Genomic DNA, 18,285 nt, shown 5'->3' with positions numbered 1-18,285 from the left:
ATTATTCTGCAGGTTGTCCCGGTTCAAAGGCCGGATCTAGATGTGCTTTATCTTCTAGTTCTTTTAAAAATTCATAGACTTCTGGCGACGTAAACGCCTTGTTTAAAGCTTGAATTTTATCAGAATCTAACTGCCCTTCTCTGACAACGACTTGACTTGCATATGTGTTATCACTATCTTCTTCTAAGAAAACCGCATCATCAGGCGTTAGGCCAAGCGGCTCAATATAGGCGGGATAAGAAAATACAAGTGGTACGCCGTCTTCATAGGATTCTTTGAGGTTGAGTACTTCAACTTGTGTAAATTCCAGTTCATAAGGGTTCTCAACTACATCTTCAACTGTTGCCTCTAATCCTGCTTCTTCATCAAGTTTGATTAGGTCTTGATCTGCCAACATTAATAGTGCTCGTGTGGCATTGGTTGGGTCACTTGGGATCGCAACCTCGTCACCTTCCTGAACTTCTTCAACTGACTCATAGACAGGTGAATAGAAGCCAACAATTGCATTGTAAATTTCTTCAGTAGCGACTAAGTCTGCCCCATTCTCTCTATTGAACTGTTCCATATATAGTTCATGTTGAGCAAAACTCGCATCCGCTTCATCATTAAACACTGCCTCATTAAACTGAATATTATCCGCAACTTCCATTAACTCAATTGTGTAAGGTTCTTCTACAGCTTCGGCTGCAACTTCAACAATATCTGTCATAGGAGGTGTTTGGGAAGCAACTACAATATGCGTGTCTTCGGTGTCCGCCGTGTCCTCATCATTGCCACAGCCTGCTATTAAGAACATAGATGATAAGAACATTATAGAGAGTTTCTTCACTTTACTCGTCTCCTTCAAATGTCGGTTCTAGGTGAGCCTTATCTTTTAAATCATCTAAGAAATCATAGACTTCTTGTGAAGTGAATGCTTCATTTAAAGCTTTAATCTTTTCTGAATCCGCTTGACCTTCACGTGCAACGACTTGGATTGCAAATGTATTGTCACTGTCATCTTCTAATAACACTGCATCCTCAGGTGTAAGACCCAGTGGCTCTATGTATGTCGGATAGTTAAATACGAGTGGAATACCGTCTTCATATGACGCGGATAAGTTTAACAAATCAACATGAGTAAATTTTAAATTCTTCGGGTTTTCTGTAATATCATCAACTGTCGCTTCAAAATCCACCCCATCTTCTAAGGTGATTAACCCCTCACTGTCTAAGATTATCAAAGCTCTCGCTTCATTTGTTGGATCACTCGGAATCGCTACTTCATCGCCTGCTTTCACTTCATCAATGGAACTGTATACAGGTGAGTAAAATCCAACAATCGCGTTGTATATTTCCTCCATCGCAACTAAGTCTGCATCGTTTTCATTGTTAAACTGTTCCATAAAAGGTTTGTGCTGTGCAAAACTCGCATCCGCTTCATCATTAAACACTGCTTCGTTATACTGTATGTTATCTGATACTTCCATCAACTCAACTGTATACGGTTCTTCAATGACATCAGCAACAATCTCTACAACATCTGTCATCGGTGGTGTCTGTGATGCAACAACAATATGTGTATCTTCCGCTTCTGATGTTTCATTCGCTGTTTCTTCATCACTACATGCACTCAAGACCAGCAAGGTTGATGCGAAAACTGTAAACCACTTTAACTTCTTCATTTACAAAACCCCTTTATCTTTTATCTAATTTTTTAGCAAGTTTAAGACCTAACCACTGCGCAATTTGTACAAATATAATAATTATAACAATGGCTGTATACATAATATCTGTTTCATAACGCTGATATCCATAACGTATTGCAAAGTCTCCAATACCTCCACCACCGACAACACCCATGATTGTCGAATAAGAGATAAAACTCACAAATGCTGTGGTAAATCCTACAACGAGTGAACTTCTCGCTTCTACAAACAGAAATCTGTAGACTAGTTGAGGTATCGACGCACCCATAGCTTCTGCAGTTTCAAGCACACCTTTAGGGACGTCTAATAAGGACTGCTGAACAAACCTTGCGTATAAGGCAATTGCCACCACCATTAACGGAAATGACGCTGCAACAGGATCTCCAGTCGCCCTACCATAGACTTCTCTTATGAGTGGTTGCATGGCGATGACCAATAAGAGAAACGGAAATGAACGAATGATATTCACTAGTGCATTGGTAACCCAATAAATCACCTTATTTTCTAAGGGTTGTTTCTCATCTGTTAGAAACAACAAAGTACCCAAAGGTAAGCCGAGCAAAATTGCAGCGATCATTGCAAAAGCCATCATAATCCCTGTTTCATTTAAACTAGTAATCATATTAGGGAAATACTCAACAACACGCTCAAAATACAAGATGAATGCATCAACCATGGCTGAGCACCTCCAAAATTCTGTCGTAGTATGACAGTTTTGATACAGTATGTTTTGATGATTCAATGTCCAGTGTGTTTAGTACTTTTCCGTCTTCTAGGACAACTGTACGATCACAAAGCTGTTTAATGACATTTAATTCATGTGTAACTATAACTATTGTCATGCCATAGACCTTGTGCGCTTGTTTTAAAACCTCCACAATTTCATCTGTGGTCTTATCATCTAAGGCACTAGTCGGTTCATCGCATAGTAAAAGTTTTGGTTTGGTAATTAATGCTCTCGCTATACCAACTCTTTGTTTTTGTCCCCCTGATAACTGTCCAGGGTAGTTATCTTTCTTGTCTAGTAAGCCTGTAAACTTCAATACCTCTTCGACATCTAGAGCATCTTTATATGTATGTAACTTGAGTGGTAATGTGATGTTTTCTAGTACTGTCTTATTGTTTAATAGATTAAATTGCTGAAAGACCATACTGATGTCTTTTTTATACATACGAAGCTGCTCGCCCTTTAATTTTGATGGATTTTCCCCCTGAACTGTTACAGTCCCATCGTCAGGTGTCTCTAGCGCATTAATCATTCTAAGTAGCGTCGATTTACCTGAACCACTCGCGCCAATAATGCCAAACTTTTCTTGCTCATTTATGGAAATAGAAACATCCTCCAAGGCCTTGAACATACCATTTTGGCCATGAAATGACTTAGTAATATTGTGTAATTCAATCATCTTTACACTCCTTGATAAACTAGCGATACGAACTGTTATAATATAAGTGGAACAGAATCTATCTGTTCTAATCTGTTTAATTAGGATTGTAAACAATACTATATCAGTTGTAAAGGGGTATTTTAATGAAAGCTGCCATGCCGCTTATATCATTTAATGGAACAGCATTTTCAGCCATAGAATATTATAAGGAAATATTTAGAGATTTAGAGATTTTACAGTTTTTAAACTATGAAAATTCATCTAAAGTGCAACAGGCTGTCATAAGTATAGGAGATTTAAATATTGTAGTTAGAGATGCAGAGATGCCAACAGGTACAAGCTTTAATCCTGAAGTTTCTTTATATTTAGAGTGTGAAAGTTTGGAGGAGATCGAACTTTTATATAGAAAGTTAAAAAAGAATGGTGCCATACACGTACCACTTGATGATTATAATTTGAGTAAACGCTATGCAATAGTACAAGATCAGTTCGGCTTGTACTGGCAATTAAATTTAAGCTAAAAAAAGCCATTCCTCTCTCTACAGGAATGGCTAAAATTTATTTAATTAACTGAATTATAGTGATAAAGCACTGATTAATTTGTTTAAGAAAGGACGCTTAACTTCTTTATCTGATTTGTTGTCTTTTAAAATTGCATTATTATACGCCATCTCTTTAAATTCTTTCATACGAACTTCTGCAGTAATCTTATCTGAGATTATCATTTCTTTCCCTCCCTATTTATAAAAATTTCATTAGAGTATTTTTCTGTACCTCTTTATGTATCTTTATAATACTATATATACCAAGGGATTTCAAAGATTATGTGATGTTATATGCAAAGTAAATATATTGACAATTATTAGTTAATTCAGGAATGTAAGTATTAATTTAAAGTGAAATTTCACCATATTACACACATACAATAAAACATACAATAAAATGTATTTTTATACTAATTGTTTTCGCTTTCATACATTAAATAATTATTACACCGCTTACATAAAAAAATACAAAAATAAGAGGAAGCGAAATTTTCGCTTCCTATTTCCTCATATTTTTTAATATAGCTACGTTTAAAACATGGGGTGCTTTATGTTTTTTTGATTCATCTAAATGATCTAATAGACCGGCAATCTCTTCAAGTACTTTATCCTTTTGTTTTTTCTTAAATCTCACTAGCCAAGATGATGTACCTAAACGTGCAATCCATTCTTGATCTGTGAATTTCACCTTATACTCTTTTTTGAAAAATTCTTCAATTGAAAACTTACCGTGCTTCCAGTCGCTAAACCACTCTACTGGAAACCCATTAATCATCTGTAGAGAATCTTCTTTTGAACCCGCAGGGTGTAGTTCCTCATTTTTAGAATGTTTTTTTACAATCTTCATTGAGTCTTTCATCATTTTATTTGAAACTGTAAAGCCAATGTCACCGACAATTAATAGGCCACCTGGTTTCAGTATGCGGCTGATTTCTGCTGTTGCCTTATCACTATCAAACCAATGCCAGGCTCTCATGACAAATACCAAATCATAAGTATCTGACTTCAAATTTGTTTCTTCTGCTGTCCCTTGAGTAAAATTAATACGGTCATTATTACCAACGTATTCCTTACCTAGTTCAATAAAGGCGTCCGAAGGTTCTACTGCATCCACGATTGCACCGTAATCACTTAAAACCTTACTTACAAAACCAGGACCTGCACCAATATCAGCGACAATTGCACCGGATAATTCAATGCCACGACGTTCTAACTCTTCATAAAACATGTTCGGAATATCATTTCGATGCTGCAAGTATTCCTCAGCGTAATTATGAAAATTCGTCTTCATTATAAGGATTCTCCTCCCAATAAACTACTTTATTTATATTATCAAGCTATTTTACTCCCATGTCCACCTTGAGGTTTGTTAGAATTTAAGAATAACAGTTTTATAGGAGGAAATCTATGACACGTTTACTGTCTTCATTAGTCTTAATGGCAATAGCTGTCTTCGGCATAAATTGGATTATTGAAACATTCTTACCTTCGATACCAGACAATTATGCTTTACCAATAAGTGTTTTACTTGGTATAACGATTGGATTCTTTATCTATATTCAAATTGATAATAGAATTGGGTAGTTTTTAATGAAATTTTATTTAAAGTAGTGTATAATATATAAATTGATTTTTTATATAAAGGGGAGACAACATGTCAGAAACCGTACAATCTAAACCGGATTATAGACTTATTATTATCTTGTTATCCGGTGCATTTATTTCGTTTTTATCGAACACATTTCTTAACGTCGCCCTACCCGCTATCAAAAATGATTTCGGCGTATCCACTTCTGCAGTCCAATGGGTATCTACCGCTTACATGCTCGTTTCTGGAATCATTATTCCTACAACAGCTTACTTAATGCAAAAATTTAGTGCGAAATCCTTATTTTTAGCTGCTATGGGCTTATTCTTAATCGGAACGATTGTTTCTGGCTTCGCACCTGCTTTTATCGTCTTAATTATTGGTCGTATGATTCAAGCGTCAGGTTCAGCGATGCTGATGCCACTCTTGATGAACATTATGATCGTAAGCTTCCCGCCTAACCAACGCGGGACAGCTATGGGGCTTTTCAGTCTCGTTATGTTCTTTGCCCCAGCAATTGGGCCAACCGTATCAGGTATAGTCGTAGAACGTTACAGCTGGCATATGTTGTTCTTTATGATGATTCCAATTTTAGTGATTGTGTTAGGGGTTGGATTCTGGAAGTTACCGAAGATTAAACAGCATAAAGAAGCACATATTGATATACCTTCTATTGTTCTATCTACAATTGGTTTTGGCGGCGTGCTTTACGGACTAAGTTCTGCTGGTGAATATGGACTTGCAGATACAAGAGTCCTCATTCCATTGTTCATCGGGCTTGCTGGTGTAACAACCTACGTACTTCGTCAGATGAAACTCGAACACCCAATGTTAGACTTTAGAGTCTATAAATACCCGATGTACACGATTGCATCGATCATTATCGGAGCAGCAAACATGGCACTTTTTGCGGGTATGATTCTCATTCCAATTTTCATGCAAGATATACAAGGCTTAAGTCCTTTAGATACAGGATTATTGATGCTTCCTGGTGCTTTAATTATGGGCTTCATGAGCCCTGTTTCAGGTAAGCTATTTGATATGTATGGTCCAAAAAATATGGCGGTTGTTGGCTTAACCATTGCGGTAGTCACAACCTTCTTCTTAAGTCGACTAGAAATTGATACACCATTCTCTTATCTATTAACAATTTACATGGTTCGTGCACTCGGGATGACACTCGTAAACACTCCAGTTATGACGAATGGCATGAATTCACTACCGCCTCACTTAACACCACATGGGTCATCATTAAATAGTATGTTGAACCAGGTGAGTGGTTCGATTGGTATAGCCCTACTCATTACAGTCATGCAAACCTATACCAACTTACAGTTAAGAGGAATGGACAATCCAACTGAGACAATGATTAATCAAGCAACCTTAGATGGTATTAACTTAGCCTTCTTAGTCGGCACAGGCTTCTTATTCATTGGTTTAGTTTCAGCTTTCTTCTTAAAACGTATCGTCCCAGACGATGTCATTGGCCAATCCTTTAATAAGGCAAGACCAATCGATGATGAAGTTAAAAAATTGAATAAGTAATGTAAAAGGATTACTGTGAATTCACAGTAATCCTTTTTCTTATGTTCTTCCTTATTTTGCATTTAATTCTATAATCTTAATAATAGTCTGTGTCGCCTTTTCCATATCGTCTATGGATGCAAATTCGAATTTACCATGGAAGTTCTCTCCACCGGTGAAGAGGTTCGGTGTTGGCAGTCCTTTATATGATAATTGAGAACCGTCTGTACCGCCTCTAACAGGTTCTATAACCGCTTCAATACCTAAGTCTGCCATAGCTTGTTTAGCAAGTTCAACTGGTGTCATATCTTTTTCAATAATTTCTTTCATGTTGTAATACTGATCATTTAATTCTAATTGAATATCTGCTTCTGGGTATTTATCGATAAATGAATCGACTACTTTTTGAACATGTGATTTACGTTCTTTAAAGGCGCCTTGATCAAAGTCTCTAATAATCATATTGAATTCAGCATTTTCAACATCACCTACTAAGTTTGTCACATGGGAAAAACCTTCATAACCTGATGTATGTTCAGGTGTGTCATGCACATCAAATGATGCAACGATTTCTGACATAATACGTGCGGCATTCACCATTGTGTCCTTAGCCGTACCCGGATGGACGCTGTTACCCGTAACCTTAACTTTTGCGCCTGCTGCATTGAAGCTTTCATACTGCAGCTCACCTAAAGGACCACCGTCCACCGTATAGGCAAAATCAGCCTTAAATTTATCTACATCAAAGTCATGGGGTCCACGCCCAATTTCTTCGTCAGGTGTGAAGCCAATCCTCACATCACCGTGTTTAATTTCAGGGTGCTCAATTAGATACTCAATGGCAGTCATAATTTCCGTTACACCCGCTTTGTTATCTGCACCAAGTAAGGTCGTGCCATCTGTTGTCATCAATGTATGACCCTTATAGCCGTTTAAATTTGGAAACTGTTCTGGTGTTAAGACGACATTTAAATCTTTATTTAAGACAATATTTCCACCGTCATAGTCGATAACTTGTGGTTTTACATTTGTTCCTGTAAAATCCGTCGCAGTATCTACATGTGCTAAAAATCCAAGCGTTCTTAAGCCCTCTGTATTTTTCGGTAAGGTCGCAAACAAATAACCTTTGCCATCTAAGTCAACATCAGTAAGTCCAAGTTCTTTTAGCTCTTTTGCTAAGACTTTTAATAAGTCCCACTGTTTACTTGTCGATGGTACTGTCTCACTGTTGGCATCAGATTGAGTATCAATTTTTACATATCTAGTTAATCTTTCTATTAATGCATTTTTCACTATAAAACCCCCAAAATTTTATAATTTACTTATATCACTATAGCCATAGATCGATTCGTTAATGTCTACTCCGTCTATAGTAATGATTTCTTCACCGAGTATTTCTCCACCCATATGTTTATAAAAACCTACAGTCGGGTTTTCAGTCAATACTGCAACCGTCATCTTTTTAAATCCACGTTCAGATAGATTCCGAGCAGCAGTTTCAAAAAGTTCACGTCCAATACCTTGACCTTGGACATGTTGATAGGAGTAAATCGCGTAAAGTTCTCCGTCATAATCGGGATAGGTATCCTTATCACGGTTCTCTCCAGCGATTACAAAACCGACAACTTCACCGTCTAACTCAGCTACAAACATCGGCTGAGTATCTGCTGCCGATTGCCAAACCTTTTCTCTTTTTTTCACATCTAGACTGTTAAGGTATGAATCCGGCACAATACCTTTATAGGTAGTATGCCAACTTTCAACTTGAACTTTCGCAATGGCCATGGCATCCTCTACTTTGGCTAAACGTATTTCCACGGTGCGTCCTCCTATGAAAAATCTGTTTTTAAGGCTTTATTTCTTTGGCTTCTATCAATCGATAAGCGGACTAATTCATCAAGTAAGTTGCTATATGGAATACCTGAGACTTCCAACAATTTAGGATACATAGAAATACTCGTGAATCCTGGTAAGGTATTTACTTCGTTGACAATGATTTCACCATCGTTGGTTAAAAAGACATCCACTCTTGCCATACCTTCACAGTCAAGCGCTCTAAAAGTCTCTTTAGCGATTGTCTGAATTTGTTTACTCTGGCCTTCAGTGAGTTCACTCGGAATGTTCAACACTGCACCGTCATCATCTAAGTACTTTGATTCATAAGAATAAAATTCAGTCTGTGACACGATTTCACCAGGTACTGAGACGAATAAGTCTTCTGCACCAAGGACTGATACTTCGATTTCTCTACCATCAATGCCTTTTTCGATCATCACTTTAGTATCGAACAAGAATGCTAAATCCAAGGCAGTTGTAAATTCTTCTTTACTCGTGACCTTAGATACACCAACTGAAGACCCCTGATTCACAGGTTTGATAAACATCGGTAATCCAAGAATTTCATAAGTAGACTCGAAACTTACTTGGTCCTTATCGAAATAGTTTACCGTTATTCCTTTAGCAGTCTGGATATTTGCAAGATTTAAAAGACGCTTTGTCATATCCTTGTCCATGCATACCGCAGAACTTCTAATACCACATCCTGCATAAGGCACACCCGCTAACTCTAAGAGCCCTTGGATGCTTCCGTCTTCACCAGCTGTACCGTGTAAAATCGGTAAAACTGAATCAAATTCGATTAATTCACTCGCTGTTCTTAAACCGGTTGCAGGTGAGACAAATACTTCTTCTGCCTCTTTGTCACTTACCATTTTAATTTCCTGATTATCATTTAACAGGCGCCATTGTCCATCTTTACTTATATAGATTAAACTGATGTTATATTTATTTTTATCTAGCGCATCTAACACACTCTTAGCTGAGCGCATTGATACCTCGTGTTCTGTCGACTTACCACCGTAAATAATTCCTAAATTAATTTTTGACATGCTAATTCCTCAAATCTCTTAAGACTTTTAATTAAATTTTTTATACTACGATACTTAATTTTACACTAAGAATCTCCATAAGTTAATCATAAGCCAGTACCTTGTATATTTACTCTATTACAGAAATTTTTTAGTGGTATAATCAAGTTGCTTTAACTATTTTATAAGGATGGGAACAGGATGAAGAAATTCTTTTCATACTATGCACCTTACAAAGTCTTGTTCACTGTAGATTTTCTCTCCGCGGTTATTGTCGGCCTTTTGGAGCTATTATTTCCACTTATCGTTAGCACCTTTATTGACGAACTCCTACCGACCGGTAACTGGCAATGGATCCTACTCGCTGCAGCTGGACTTGTAGTGGTGTATTTATTTAATACATTTATGCAATTTATTGTTACATATTGGGGTCATATGCTCGGGACAAATATCGAAAGAGATATTCGTAATGACCTATACGTACATATACAACGCTTATCGTTTCGCTTTTTTGACAATACTAAGACTGGAAAATTACTAACCCGCCTCACTAATGACCTCATGAATATTGGTGAGATGGCTCACCATGGGCCTGAGGACTTATTTATTGCCGTAATGACGCTACTCGGTGCTTTTGGTATTATGTATTACATTCATCCAGAGCTTGCTATAATTTCATTTATCATTGTGCCACTCATACTTGTTATAGCTATTTACTTTAACAAGAAAATGACAGTCGCATTTAGAGAACTATTTGGACGTGTCTCAGATTTCAACCATATGATTGGTGATAAAATCGGTGGTATTCGACTTGTTCAAGCCTTCGCTAAAGAAGATGAAGCGTTAAAAGAATTCAAAAAGATTAATGACCGTTTTAGGGAGACTAAACTTAAGGCCTATAAAATTATGTCTTTTAATAACTCAAGCACCTATATGTTAATGCGTCTCGTTAATGTGTTTATCTTAATTGCTGGTGCTTATTATGTAACAATTGGGGAATTATCTTACGGTGATTTCGCAGCATTTATCTTAATATCCAATGTCCTCTTTAAACCGCTTGAAAAAATTAATGCAGTTATCGAGCTTTACCCGAACGGTATCGCAGGTTTTAAGCATTTCTTAGATACTATGAATGAGAAAAGTGATGTTACTGAGAGGGAAGATGCTATAACACTGACAGATGTTAAAGGAAATATTTCATATGAAAATGTCAGTTTTAAATACGAAGAGAAAAATGTCTTAACAGATATTACTTTTGATATAAAAGCAGGTGAAACCATCGCTTTTGTCGGACCATCTGGTGCGGGTAAAACAACTTTAAGTTCACTCTTACCCCCGCTTCTACGATGTGACTGCAGGAAAGATTACTATCGATGGTCACGATATTAGAGATCTAACCCTGTCTTCTTTAAGAGAAAATATCGGCACAGTGCAACAAGATGTGTTCTTATTCGCAGGTACTCTAAGAGAAAACGTGGCTTACGGTAAGGAAAACGCGACTGACGATGAAATCTATGATGCTCTAGCAAAGGCACAATTAAAAGAACTCATTGATTCCTACCCTCAAGGTTTGAATACGGTTGTCGGTGAACGTGGTGTGAAACTGTCGGGTGGACAAAAACAAAGAATTGCCATTGCACGCATGTTCTTAAAGAACCCACCTATTCTCGTCTTAGATGAAGCCACAAGTGCCTTAGATACTGCAACTGAGTTATACATCCAAGAAGCATTGAACCGTCTAGCCGTCGGCCGAACGACCTTAGTCATTGCCCATAGACTGGCAACAATTAAAAATGCTGACCGGATCATGGTCGTGACCAAAGATGGTATTTCTGAGACTGGTACTCATGAAGAGTTATTAAATTTAGAAGGTGGAATATATAAATCGCTGCACCAGGCACAATTTAGTACAATTTAAATTGACAATAATTTTTTAAATTGTTAGAATAATGAACATATAAATTGAGATGAGTGGTTTTATGTTAAATCAAGTAAATATCAGTCAATCAAATACGTACTTTTTCAGCCGTTTTAGATAGGCCTGTATCCACCCCATTACGGATATAGGCATACCTAATCTGTAATGGCTGATTTAATGTCGTGTTAAAAACCAGCCATTAGTACATCTAATCGGTTGGTCATATATGAAGTTACAATTTCAACCGGTTGGATTCTAGATGAATTCAGCCGGTTTTTTATTATTATTAAGGAGTGTTTCTCATGAAGATTGGTTATCAAGGTGTGCCCGGAAGTTATAGTACTTTAGCTTGTAAGAAATTTGCCGTTGATGCGGAGTATGAGGCAGTCGGATATATGACATTTAAAGTACTCGTTGAAGCTTTATTAAACGACGAAGTCGACTACATCGCCTTGCCTGTTGAAAATTCAACAAGTGGTCCCATTACCCGCACCATTGATTTAATGAAATATTTAGATGTAAAAGCTGTCGAGGAAATTTATATTAAAATTGACCATGCTTTAATATCTAAAAATCCAATTACTCTCGATGAAGTGACAGAAGTATATTCTCATCCAGAGGCTTTAGAACAATGTTATACCTACTTAAGTCAATATCCTAAAATAAAGGTTAAGGAATTTAGTGATACAGCAGGTGCTGTACATATGGTAAAAGAATCAGAGAAGGAAACTATTGCCAGCATCGCAGGTCGTCATGCTGCAGAACTCTATAATATGAATGTCATCCGTGAAAATATTAGTGATAACCCATTAAATACAACCCGGTTTTTAATCTTTACTAAAGCCCTACCTAAAAAAGTATTACATGGTAAAACATCGCTCTATGTAGAATCTGACCACAGTACAGGTTCTCTGAGTCATATTCTTGAAATTTTCACAGCACATGATATCAATCTGGTCTATTTGATGAGTCGACCCATTCAAAACAAACCATTCTCCTATGGGTTTTTTATCGATATAGAAAATGGTTTGAATCGAGAAAATTTTGATAGAGCTTTAGAAGCTTTAAAACTTAAAACATCATATGTAAATATATTGGGATCCTATAATAAAGGTGAGATTCCAGAATATAAAGGAGTGATTCAAAATGAAGAAGATACTAACGAGTAGTAAGCACCTATTTACAAGAATCGCCATTGGTTTCGTTATCGGAATCTTACTCGGCTTATTTTTACCACAGTTTTCATTAGATATTAAATTTATTGGTGATATTTACTTAAATATTATTAAAGTCATGATTATCCCGATTATTTTTGTTGCTGTTTCAACAGGGATTATTAATATCGGAAGTGGCAAAGACTTAGGAAGAATTGGTTTTAAAAGCATCATAGTCTTTGTCTGTATGTTTGTCTTCACAGCCGGTATCGGTCTTGTGATTTCATACCTTGTTCGACCAGGTCTAAGAATCGATATCGAAGCGACGGGTTATGACGGTGAGGTGACTTCACCTAGTGCTGAGGATTTCTTCATGAATATCATTCCTGAAAATTTATTTATGGCACTAAGTGAAGGTGACATTCTAGCAACAATTCTATTTACAGTTATTTTTTCAGTTGCCATTGTCGCTGTTGGTAAAGAAGCAGAACCTGTTAAAAACTTCATCAAAAGTAATATTTAAAGTCTTAAACTATATTATGGAACTGACACCCATTGGGGTTATTTCTCTGATGGCCTATGCTGTTGCAGAATACGGTCCCGGAATTTTCTCAGCTCTAGGATTATATATTGTGACTGCTTACGTTGCATGTATCATTGCATTTATTATTGTTATGTTAATTCCAGTTTGGTTATATACAGGACTCACTCCAATTGCCTTTCTTAAAGGTATTTACAAAGTATGGTTAGTTTCATTAGCAACAACAAGTTCAGCAGTGACCCTGCCAACGACAATTCGAGTGACCTCAAATGATTTTAAGGTGAGTGATTCGATTACAAACTTTGTTGTACCACTCGGTACGACGATTAATATGGCGGGCGGTGCCATATCCTTTAGTTTACTCGCTGTATTCGTTTCTGACTTTTACGATATCTCTTTAGGCGTCGGTCAAATTATTTACCTAATTTTCATCGCGACTTTAATTAATATGGCTGCTCCAGGTATCCCAGGTGGCGGTATCGTACTAGGCGCATCCTTCCTATCTCTACTTGGTCTGCCTATAGAATTAATGGGTCCAATCGCTGCAATCTATAGAATATTAGATATGGCTTATACTACTATGAATATTACAGGAGACTCTGCTGCAGCTGTTCTTATTGGGGAGTCTGAAAAACGTAGGTAATGAAAAAAGCGTGAACTCGAATCTAAATCGACTTCGCGATAAATGATGAAAAAAATCGACGTAAAACCTTAACCCCAAGGTCTTTACGTCGATTTTTTAAAGATTTACTTAGATTTTACGATGATATCTCTTTCATCGATATCATGAACTTCGCTTTTTAGGTAGTACTTACCTTTAGTCACATAGGCAATAATAATCGTTAGAACTGCTGCGAGCGCAGCTGCGAAAAATGCTGCTGTACTTTGTAAAAATCCACCCATATAGCCAAGTGCTGCGATTGTACCTAATAAACTAGAAATCAAGAGCGCACCTACACCAACAGGGTTCCATTTAAACAAGTATTCCTGACATTCTTCATAGTAATTCGGCCCGATCTTCATCAGCCATTTGACAGCAACAAAGTCCGTTACAAGGATCGCTGCCCAAGACATTAAGAATACACCTTGGAATGTTAAAGCTGTATCTAAGTGGTCTACAATAACTGCGAGCATAAGAAACATAGCAGTCAGACCCGCTACAACTACCCAGAATCTTCTACCTGGAGTAAATTTAACAACATTTTCAAAGAAGTTAGATAGTGATAACGAACTACTATAAATGTTCGTCACATTAATACGCACCTGAGTCAGAATTGTAAATAATGCACCACCGATACCGAGTAAGTGAACGATATAAACGCCTGGATTTGGTTCGCTTAAACGGACACCAAACCAGATACCGAGTCCACCCATCACACCGTAACAGAATATTTGCGGGATAAAACCAATTGCAATTGATCCACCTTTAATGTGCCCAGGTTTTAAGAATCTTGCGTAGTCTGAGGCAATTAAGGCTGTTAAGCCAATAATACCATGCTGCATACCAATACATAATAAGAGTGCTGTTCCACCAATTTGAACGCCTTCAGGCATATATGTCCAGAATGCACCGTCATATTGTGATGGTGTAAAGAATGACACAACAATGGCTGTAATTAAAAATATAAAGAATATAGGTAAAGACCATTTTTGGAGTTTATCCAGTTGTTTGATACCAAACCAGTTTAGAGGTATAACGAGTAATCCAAAAAATACAATGAGAATCCAAACAGGGATTACAGGAAAGAATTCATGTACTGCGTAAACAAGAATCATGCCTTCTAAGGCACAGTACATAATAAAGTTAGAAGCGTAAATTAAAGATGTCAGTGAAGCACCTATGTATCCAAATCCTCCACCACGTGACATTAAGTTGACGTTCATACCAGAACGTGCGGATAGGTATGCGATAACTGAACCCATAACACCTGCAACAATAATTGCATATAAGGCAGAAATCATCGCGTTGATTGCGCCGAACTGTAGTGCCATAACACTACCTATTTGAAAATAGAAGATTGCTGTTGCGATACCAAATGTAATATTGGTAATACTCAACCAGCCCATTTTTCTTTCATTGAAAGGTACCTTTGATAAGGAGTGATCGCTTTCTTCTGTTTGTACATTCTGATCTGTTGTATTCACAGACCCCATACTTACCATCTCCATTCATCTGAAATTTTAGTTTATCACTTTTCAGAAACTTATATAATGTACCTTAAAAATGCCAATAAATCAACTCCGGATGTGAAATAAGTAACTTCTCTGTGAAATTTCATTCATATTTACTATGAAATAATCCTTAAACTTTATAGAAATAATATTTCATTTATTTGTGAAAAGTTAATAAATAAAGGCGTTTTTGACATTAAAAAAACGTAAGACCCTTATATAAAAGGCTCTCACGTCTTATCACTTTCTTAATAATTCGTATCTGTTGAATAATCGTTTGAGGAATTCCAAATTAAGTATTCCTCCACTCCATTGTCGTTTAGAGCTTGAATTTGTGCTTCGACTTCTGCTGGTCCATATTCAAGATAATTTCCAAGTCCTAAATAAGATGCTGTAAAGTCTTGAATCCAAGGTCTTGATTTTGGTGGATCATCTAAGGCACCTAAGACCTCGTTTTCAACCTTCATATAATCATCAATGACGCCATAAGGTTCGGTATCAGGAGTATCATAGCCAAATGCACCTGCACCCCAGTGAGAAGGGTAAATCATCGATGAAATTACATCAACATTATTAGATATTTGCGAGAAGTTTTGACCGATACCAGGTGCTTCTCTTTGTGTCGCTGCATAACCAAACACATCTACTGATACTTCAACTCCATAGGGTTCTAAGCGTTCTTTTGCATAGGCAACAAAGTCTGTTACAGCACTGACACGTTGCTGGACTTCATCCTCTTCTGAGTCCGCATAATCACCAAAACTATACTGCAGTTCTGATGACATCGTTTCAAATGCTTCTGGGAATCTCACATAGTCAAATTGTATCTCTTTAAAGCCTAGCTTAGCAGCTTCAATGGCAATATCAACATTATAATCCCATACTTCTTTTAAGAATGGATTTACAAAGCTTTCTCCACTTCCGTTTTGCCAAACTGAGCCCTCGGAATTTACAAATGATAAGTCTGGTCTATCTTGAGCGAGACGTGAATCCTTAAATACAACAATTCGACCAATAGGATATATATCATTCTCTTCCATTTGTTGCATTAAGTTTTCACCATCTACATAGTTCTGCATAAAGCGTTTGCTTTCTTCACCCTCAGTGTCTAATTCCATCATGATATCTCCAATATCTTCTTTTACATCAAGTACCATAGAATTAAGTTCTGTATTGTTAATAAGATCAATAAGTGATTGCATACGATCTCCACCTGCAGAATATGCAGTAACATAGACGCCTTTAACCCCATCTTCTGGGTATGGAATATCAACGCCCGATTCAAAACCGAAAGCAGAAGTACTTCCCTCTTTTAGTGAGTATAAGGGCCCCTCATTTATATTCATAGTTGGTGATTCACTGTCTGTTTGCTCAGTTTCTTCACCTTCTGAATCTGCTTCTTCCTCTTGATCATTGCTTTCTTCTGTATTTTGATCTTCTGTATTTTCCTCATTCGTTGCAACATCTTCTTCAGAAGCATTTTCAGCATTAATCGCTATTCCTAAAAGTATAAATAAGACGACGAGTATACTACCAACTAAAATTAAGAAATTCCGAGTACTCATTGATCCACCCCACCTTCAACTTGAATTGTTTTCGGATCAACTAAAGTATAGCCTTTATCTCTTAGACCCGTAACGATGTCAGGCAGTGCTTCTTTAGTCCACTGTCTGTCATGCATAAGTAAATTGGCACCATCATTAAGCACTTCTGTGTTTGTCATAATCTCCGCTAATGCAGAAGGTTCTTGATATTCAGGTTCCCAGTCATAACCATAGGTCCAGTTCATTACCGTCATCCCTTCATCCTTAGCAACCTCTATTGAAGTGTCATTGTTTACTCCAAATGGTGCTCTGAAGAATTTTGGACGCTCACCAATTACCGCTTCAACTAAGTCATTTGTGTCCACAATCTCTAACTCAGTATTCTCTGGAGACATTTCACCTAAATTCGGGTGGTTATAAGTATGATTCCCAATGGCAAATCCTAAATCATAAATCTCTTTTAGAGCTGCCTTACCTTCTTCAGATTCTAAATACATTCCGTTTACAAAGAATATAGCCGGTGCATCTAGCTCTTTTAATGTATGTGCCATTTCTACAGCATGATGATTTGGTGCGTCATCAATCGTAATCAATGCTACATTGGCATCTGTCGCCTCTTCAATTGGGGTAATCTCTGATGTATCTGGGTTTACTTGGTAAAGTGGTTCTACTTCTTCCTCTGAATCTTCAGCCTGTTCTGTGCTATAGTTACTTTCATTATTGCCATTCACTGCGGAGATTTGTGTATTAACAGACTCATATTGTGATTTTACATCCTCATACGTACTGTTAATGGATGACATCCCTTCAGTCATCGTCGTATAGTCTGCATCATCTTGAATAAGCGCATCATAATACGATCTTTCTTCATCTAATAAATTGTTGTAAGCTTCTTGAAACCCTTGAACCTCATTTGTTAGGGCTGAAACTGCATCTTTTGTTTGATTTAATTCCGTCTCATCAATCTCTGAATCTTCTTCAACATTTATGCTTTCCAGGTCCTCATTTATACCTGTTAATTCATCAGCAATTTCAGTAAGATTATCGACCGCTTCTTGCCTCTGATTTAACTTTTCAAATAGATTAGATTCTTCATTTTTAAAAGCTTCTAAGGATTCGTCGGTTAAAGCCTCAGCTGTTAATTCAGTAGTTTCACTTTCATATTGACTCAGCTGGTTCAAAATCTCAACAAGTTGAACAGAAACATCCTCATTAAAAGACTGTTTACTTGCTTCATATTTATCTTCTGGGCTTGAACAAGCTGTTAATATCAATATTAGTGATAGTAAAACGCTAAATATGTATTTTTGCATTAAATCACCTCATATAAAATAAAAAAAGTAATCCCTTATAATA

Annotated in this window: 16 protein-coding genes and 2 pseudogenes; 6 read left to right on the top strand and 12 right to left on the bottom strand. The window is 37.0% G+C overall.

Going from position 1 to position 18,285, the window contains the following annotated elements; genetic code table 11:
• Position 1: 1 nt before the first annotated feature.
• From JEM45_RS10320 to JEM45_RS10305, 4 genes are read right to left on the bottom strand one after another with little or no spacing between them, the layout of a single operon-like run.
• Complete coding sequence (locus JEM45_RS10320; RefSeq protein ID WP_026866779.1) at positions 2-829, bottom strand: MetQ/NlpA family ABC transporter substrate-binding protein; 828 nt, start codon at positions 827-829, stop codon at positions 2-4.
• 1 nt (position 830) lies between these two features.
• Positions 831-1,664, bottom strand: coding sequence for a MetQ/NlpA family ABC transporter substrate-binding protein (locus tag JEM45_RS10315; protein WP_198687436.1), 834 nt, complete (start codon positions 1,662-1,664; stop codon positions 831-833).
• A gap of 13 nt (positions 1,665-1,677) precedes the next feature.
• The gene (locus tag JEM45_RS10310) at positions 1,678-2,364 is read right to left on the bottom strand and encodes a methionine ABC transporter permease (RefSeq protein ID WP_026866777.1); all 687 of its coding nucleotides are present in this window, start codon (positions 2,362-2,364) and stop codon (positions 1,678-1,680) included.
• Positions 2,357-3,094, bottom strand: coding sequence for a methionine ABC transporter ATP-binding protein (locus JEM45_RS10305; protein ID WP_026866776.1), 738 nt, complete (start codon positions 3,092-3,094; stop codon positions 2,357-2,359). Before JEM45_RS10305 ends, JEM45_RS10310 begins: the two co-directional genes overlap by 8 nt.
• 125 nt (positions 3,095-3,219) lie before the next feature.
• Here JEM45_RS10305 and JEM45_RS10300 point away from each other — a divergent pair, with 125 nt between their 5' ends.
• Entirely contained in the window at positions 3,220-3,597 is a 378-nt protein-coding gene (locus tag JEM45_RS10300) for a VOC family protein (protein ID WP_198687435.1), read from the top strand.
• Between the two features lie 54 nt (positions 3,598-3,651).
• Here the strand turns inward: JEM45_RS10300 and JEM45_RS10295 are convergent, their stop codons facing one another.
• Together JEM45_RS10295 and JEM45_RS10290 are read right to left on the bottom strand one after the other, a co-directional pair.
• Positions 3,652-3,801 (bottom strand): hypothetical protein, encoded by a 150-nt coding sequence (locus JEM45_RS10295; protein ID WP_156889151.1) that lies wholly within the window; start codon positions 3,799-3,801, stop codon positions 3,652-3,654.
• Between the two features lie 319 nt (positions 3,802-4,120).
• Entirely contained in the window at positions 4,121-4,912 is a 792-nt protein-coding gene (locus JEM45_RS10290) for a class I SAM-dependent methyltransferase (RefSeq protein ID WP_198687434.1), read from the bottom strand.
• Between the two features lie 116 nt (positions 4,913-5,028).
• Between JEM45_RS10290 and JEM45_RS10285 the strand changes: the two genes are divergently transcribed.
• Together JEM45_RS10285 and JEM45_RS10280 are read left to right on the top strand one after the other, a co-directional pair.
• The gene (locus JEM45_RS10285; RefSeq protein WP_166627069.1) at positions 5,029-5,205 is read left to right on the top strand and encodes a hypothetical protein; all 177 of its coding nucleotides are present in this window, start codon (positions 5,029-5,031) and stop codon (positions 5,203-5,205) included.
• Between the two features lie 70 nt (positions 5,206-5,275).
• Entirely contained in the window at positions 5,276-6,754 is a 1,479-nt protein-coding gene (locus JEM45_RS10280) for an MDR family MFS transporter (RefSeq protein WP_198687433.1), read from the top strand.
• A gap of 51 nt (positions 6,755-6,805) precedes the next feature.
• Here the strand turns inward: JEM45_RS10280 and pepT are convergent, their stop codons facing one another.
• From pepT to JEM45_RS10265, 3 genes are read right to left on the bottom strand one after another with little or no spacing between them, the layout of a single operon-like run.
• Entirely contained in the window at positions 6,806-8,026 is a 1,221-nt protein-coding gene (gene pepT / locus JEM45_RS10275; RefSeq protein ID WP_198687432.1) for a peptidase T, read from the bottom strand.
• Between the two features lie 18 nt (positions 8,027-8,044).
• On the bottom strand, positions 8,045-8,551 hold the full coding sequence (locus JEM45_RS10270; RefSeq protein WP_026866771.1) for a GNAT family N-acetyltransferase: 507 nt from the start codon (positions 8,549-8,551) through the stop codon (positions 8,045-8,047).
• Positions 8,552-8,562: 11 nt separating this feature from the next.
• Complete coding sequence (locus JEM45_RS10265; RefSeq protein ID WP_198687431.1) at positions 8,563-9,621, bottom strand: D-alanine--D-alanine ligase family protein; 1,059 nt, start codon at positions 9,619-9,621, stop codon at positions 8,563-8,565.
• Between the two features lie 180 nt (positions 9,622-9,801).
• Here JEM45_RS10265 and JEM45_RS10260 point away from each other — a divergent pair.
• The 3 genes and pseudogenes from JEM45_RS10260 to JEM45_RS11025 all read left to right on the top strand — a co-directional run bounded on the left by JEM45_RS10260 (position 9,802) and on the right by JEM45_RS11025 (position 13,856).
• Positions 9,802-11,518: pseudogene (locus tag JEM45_RS10260) on the top strand (ABC transporter ATP-binding protein).
• Between the two features lie 302 nt (positions 11,519-11,820).
• A complete protein-coding gene (locus JEM45_RS10255) occupies positions 11,821-12,687 on the top strand; it encodes a prephenate dehydratase (RefSeq protein ID WP_198687430.1) in 867 nt (288 codons plus the stop codon).
• Positions 12,665-13,856 (top strand): annotated as a pseudogene (locus JEM45_RS11025) (dicarboxylate/amino acid:cation symporter). Before JEM45_RS10255 ends, JEM45_RS11025 begins: the two are co-directional and overlap by 23 nt.
• 104 nt (positions 13,857-13,960) lie before the next feature.
• Here JEM45_RS11025 and JEM45_RS10240 read toward each other — a convergent pair.
• From JEM45_RS10240 to JEM45_RS10955, 3 genes are all read right to left on the bottom strand, one after another.
• Positions 13,961-15,367 (bottom strand): purine-cytosine permease family protein, encoded by a 1,407-nt coding sequence (locus JEM45_RS10240; RefSeq protein ID WP_198687427.1) that lies wholly within the window; start codon positions 15,365-15,367, stop codon positions 13,961-13,963.
• 266 nt (positions 15,368-15,633) lie between these two features.
• Positions 15,634-16,950 carry a putative glycoside hydrolase gene (locus JEM45_RS10235; RefSeq protein WP_051220499.1) on the bottom strand — a complete coding sequence of 439 codons (1,317 nt, stop codon included), beginning with the start codon at positions 16,948-16,950 and terminating at the stop codon, positions 15,634-15,636.
• On the bottom strand, positions 16,947-18,242 hold the full coding sequence (locus JEM45_RS10955) for a polysaccharide deacetylase family protein (RefSeq protein ID WP_235678863.1): 1,296 nt from the start codon (positions 18,240-18,242) through the stop codon (positions 16,947-16,949). The genes JEM45_RS10235 and JEM45_RS10955 overlap by 4 nt, the downstream gene beginning before the upstream one ends.
• Positions 18,243-18,285: the final 43 nt, after the last annotated feature.

Source organism: Jeotgalicoccus sp. ATCC 8456 (genome assembly GCF_016313225.1).
Classification (GTDB): domain Bacteria; phylum Bacillota; class Bacilli; order Staphylococcales; family Salinicoccaceae; genus Jeotgalicoccus; species Jeotgalicoccus marinus.
The sequence above is the reverse complement of the archived record's forward strand: the minus strand, read 5'-3'. Positions and strand labels throughout refer to the sequence as shown.

What these genes read in the sequence shown, in the direction of transcription:
- JEM45_RS10265 (WP_198687431.1), bottom strand. Translation starts at nt 9,621, where the DNA reads ATGTCAAAAATTAATTTAGGAATTATTTACGGTGGTAAGTCGACAGAA.
- JEM45_RS10310 (WP_026866777.1), bottom strand. Translation starts at nt 2,364, where the DNA reads ATGGTTGATGCATTCATCTTGTATTTTGAGCGTGTTGTTGAGTATTTC.
- JEM45_RS10280 (WP_198687433.1), top strand. Translation starts at nt 5,276, where the DNA reads ATGTCAGAAACCGTACAATCTAAACCGGATTATAGACTTATTATTATC.
- JEM45_RS10290 (WP_198687434.1), bottom strand. Translation starts at nt 4,912, where the DNA reads ATGAAGACGAATTTTCATAATTACGCTGAGGAATACTTGCAGCATCGA.
- JEM45_RS10235 (WP_051220499.1), bottom strand. Translation starts at nt 16,950, where the DNA reads ATGAGTACTCGGAATTTCTTAATTTTAGTTGGTAGTATACTCGTCGTC.
- JEM45_RS10305 (WP_026866776.1), bottom strand. Translation starts at nt 3,094, where the DNA reads ATGATTGAATTACACAATATTACTAAGTCATTTCATGGCCAAAATGGT.
- JEM45_RS10300 (WP_198687435.1), top strand. Translation starts at nt 3,220, where the DNA reads ATGAAAGCTGCCATGCCGCTTATATCATTTAATGGAACAGCATTTTCA.
- JEM45_RS10295 (WP_156889151.1), bottom strand. Translation starts at nt 3,801, where the DNA reads ATGATAATCTCAGATAAGATTACTGCAGAAGTTCGTATGAAAGAATTT.
- JEM45_RS10315 (WP_198687436.1), bottom strand. Translation starts at nt 1,664, where the DNA reads ATGAAGAAGTTAAAGTGGTTTACAGTTTTCGCATCAACCTTGCTGGTC.
- JEM45_RS10955 (WP_235678863.1), bottom strand. Translation starts at nt 18,242, where the DNA reads ATGCAAAAATACATATTTAGCGTTTTACTATCACTAATATTGATATTA.
- JEM45_RS10240 (WP_198687427.1), bottom strand. Translation starts at nt 15,367, where the DNA reads ATGGGGTCTGTGAATACAACAGATCAGAATGTACAAACAGAAGAAAGC.
- JEM45_RS10255 (WP_198687430.1), top strand. Translation starts at nt 11,821, where the DNA reads ATGAAGATTGGTTATCAAGGTGTGCCCGGAAGTTATAGTACTTTAGCT.
- JEM45_RS10285 (WP_166627069.1), top strand. Translation starts at nt 5,029, where the DNA reads ATGACACGTTTACTGTCTTCATTAGTCTTAATGGCAATAGCTGTCTTC.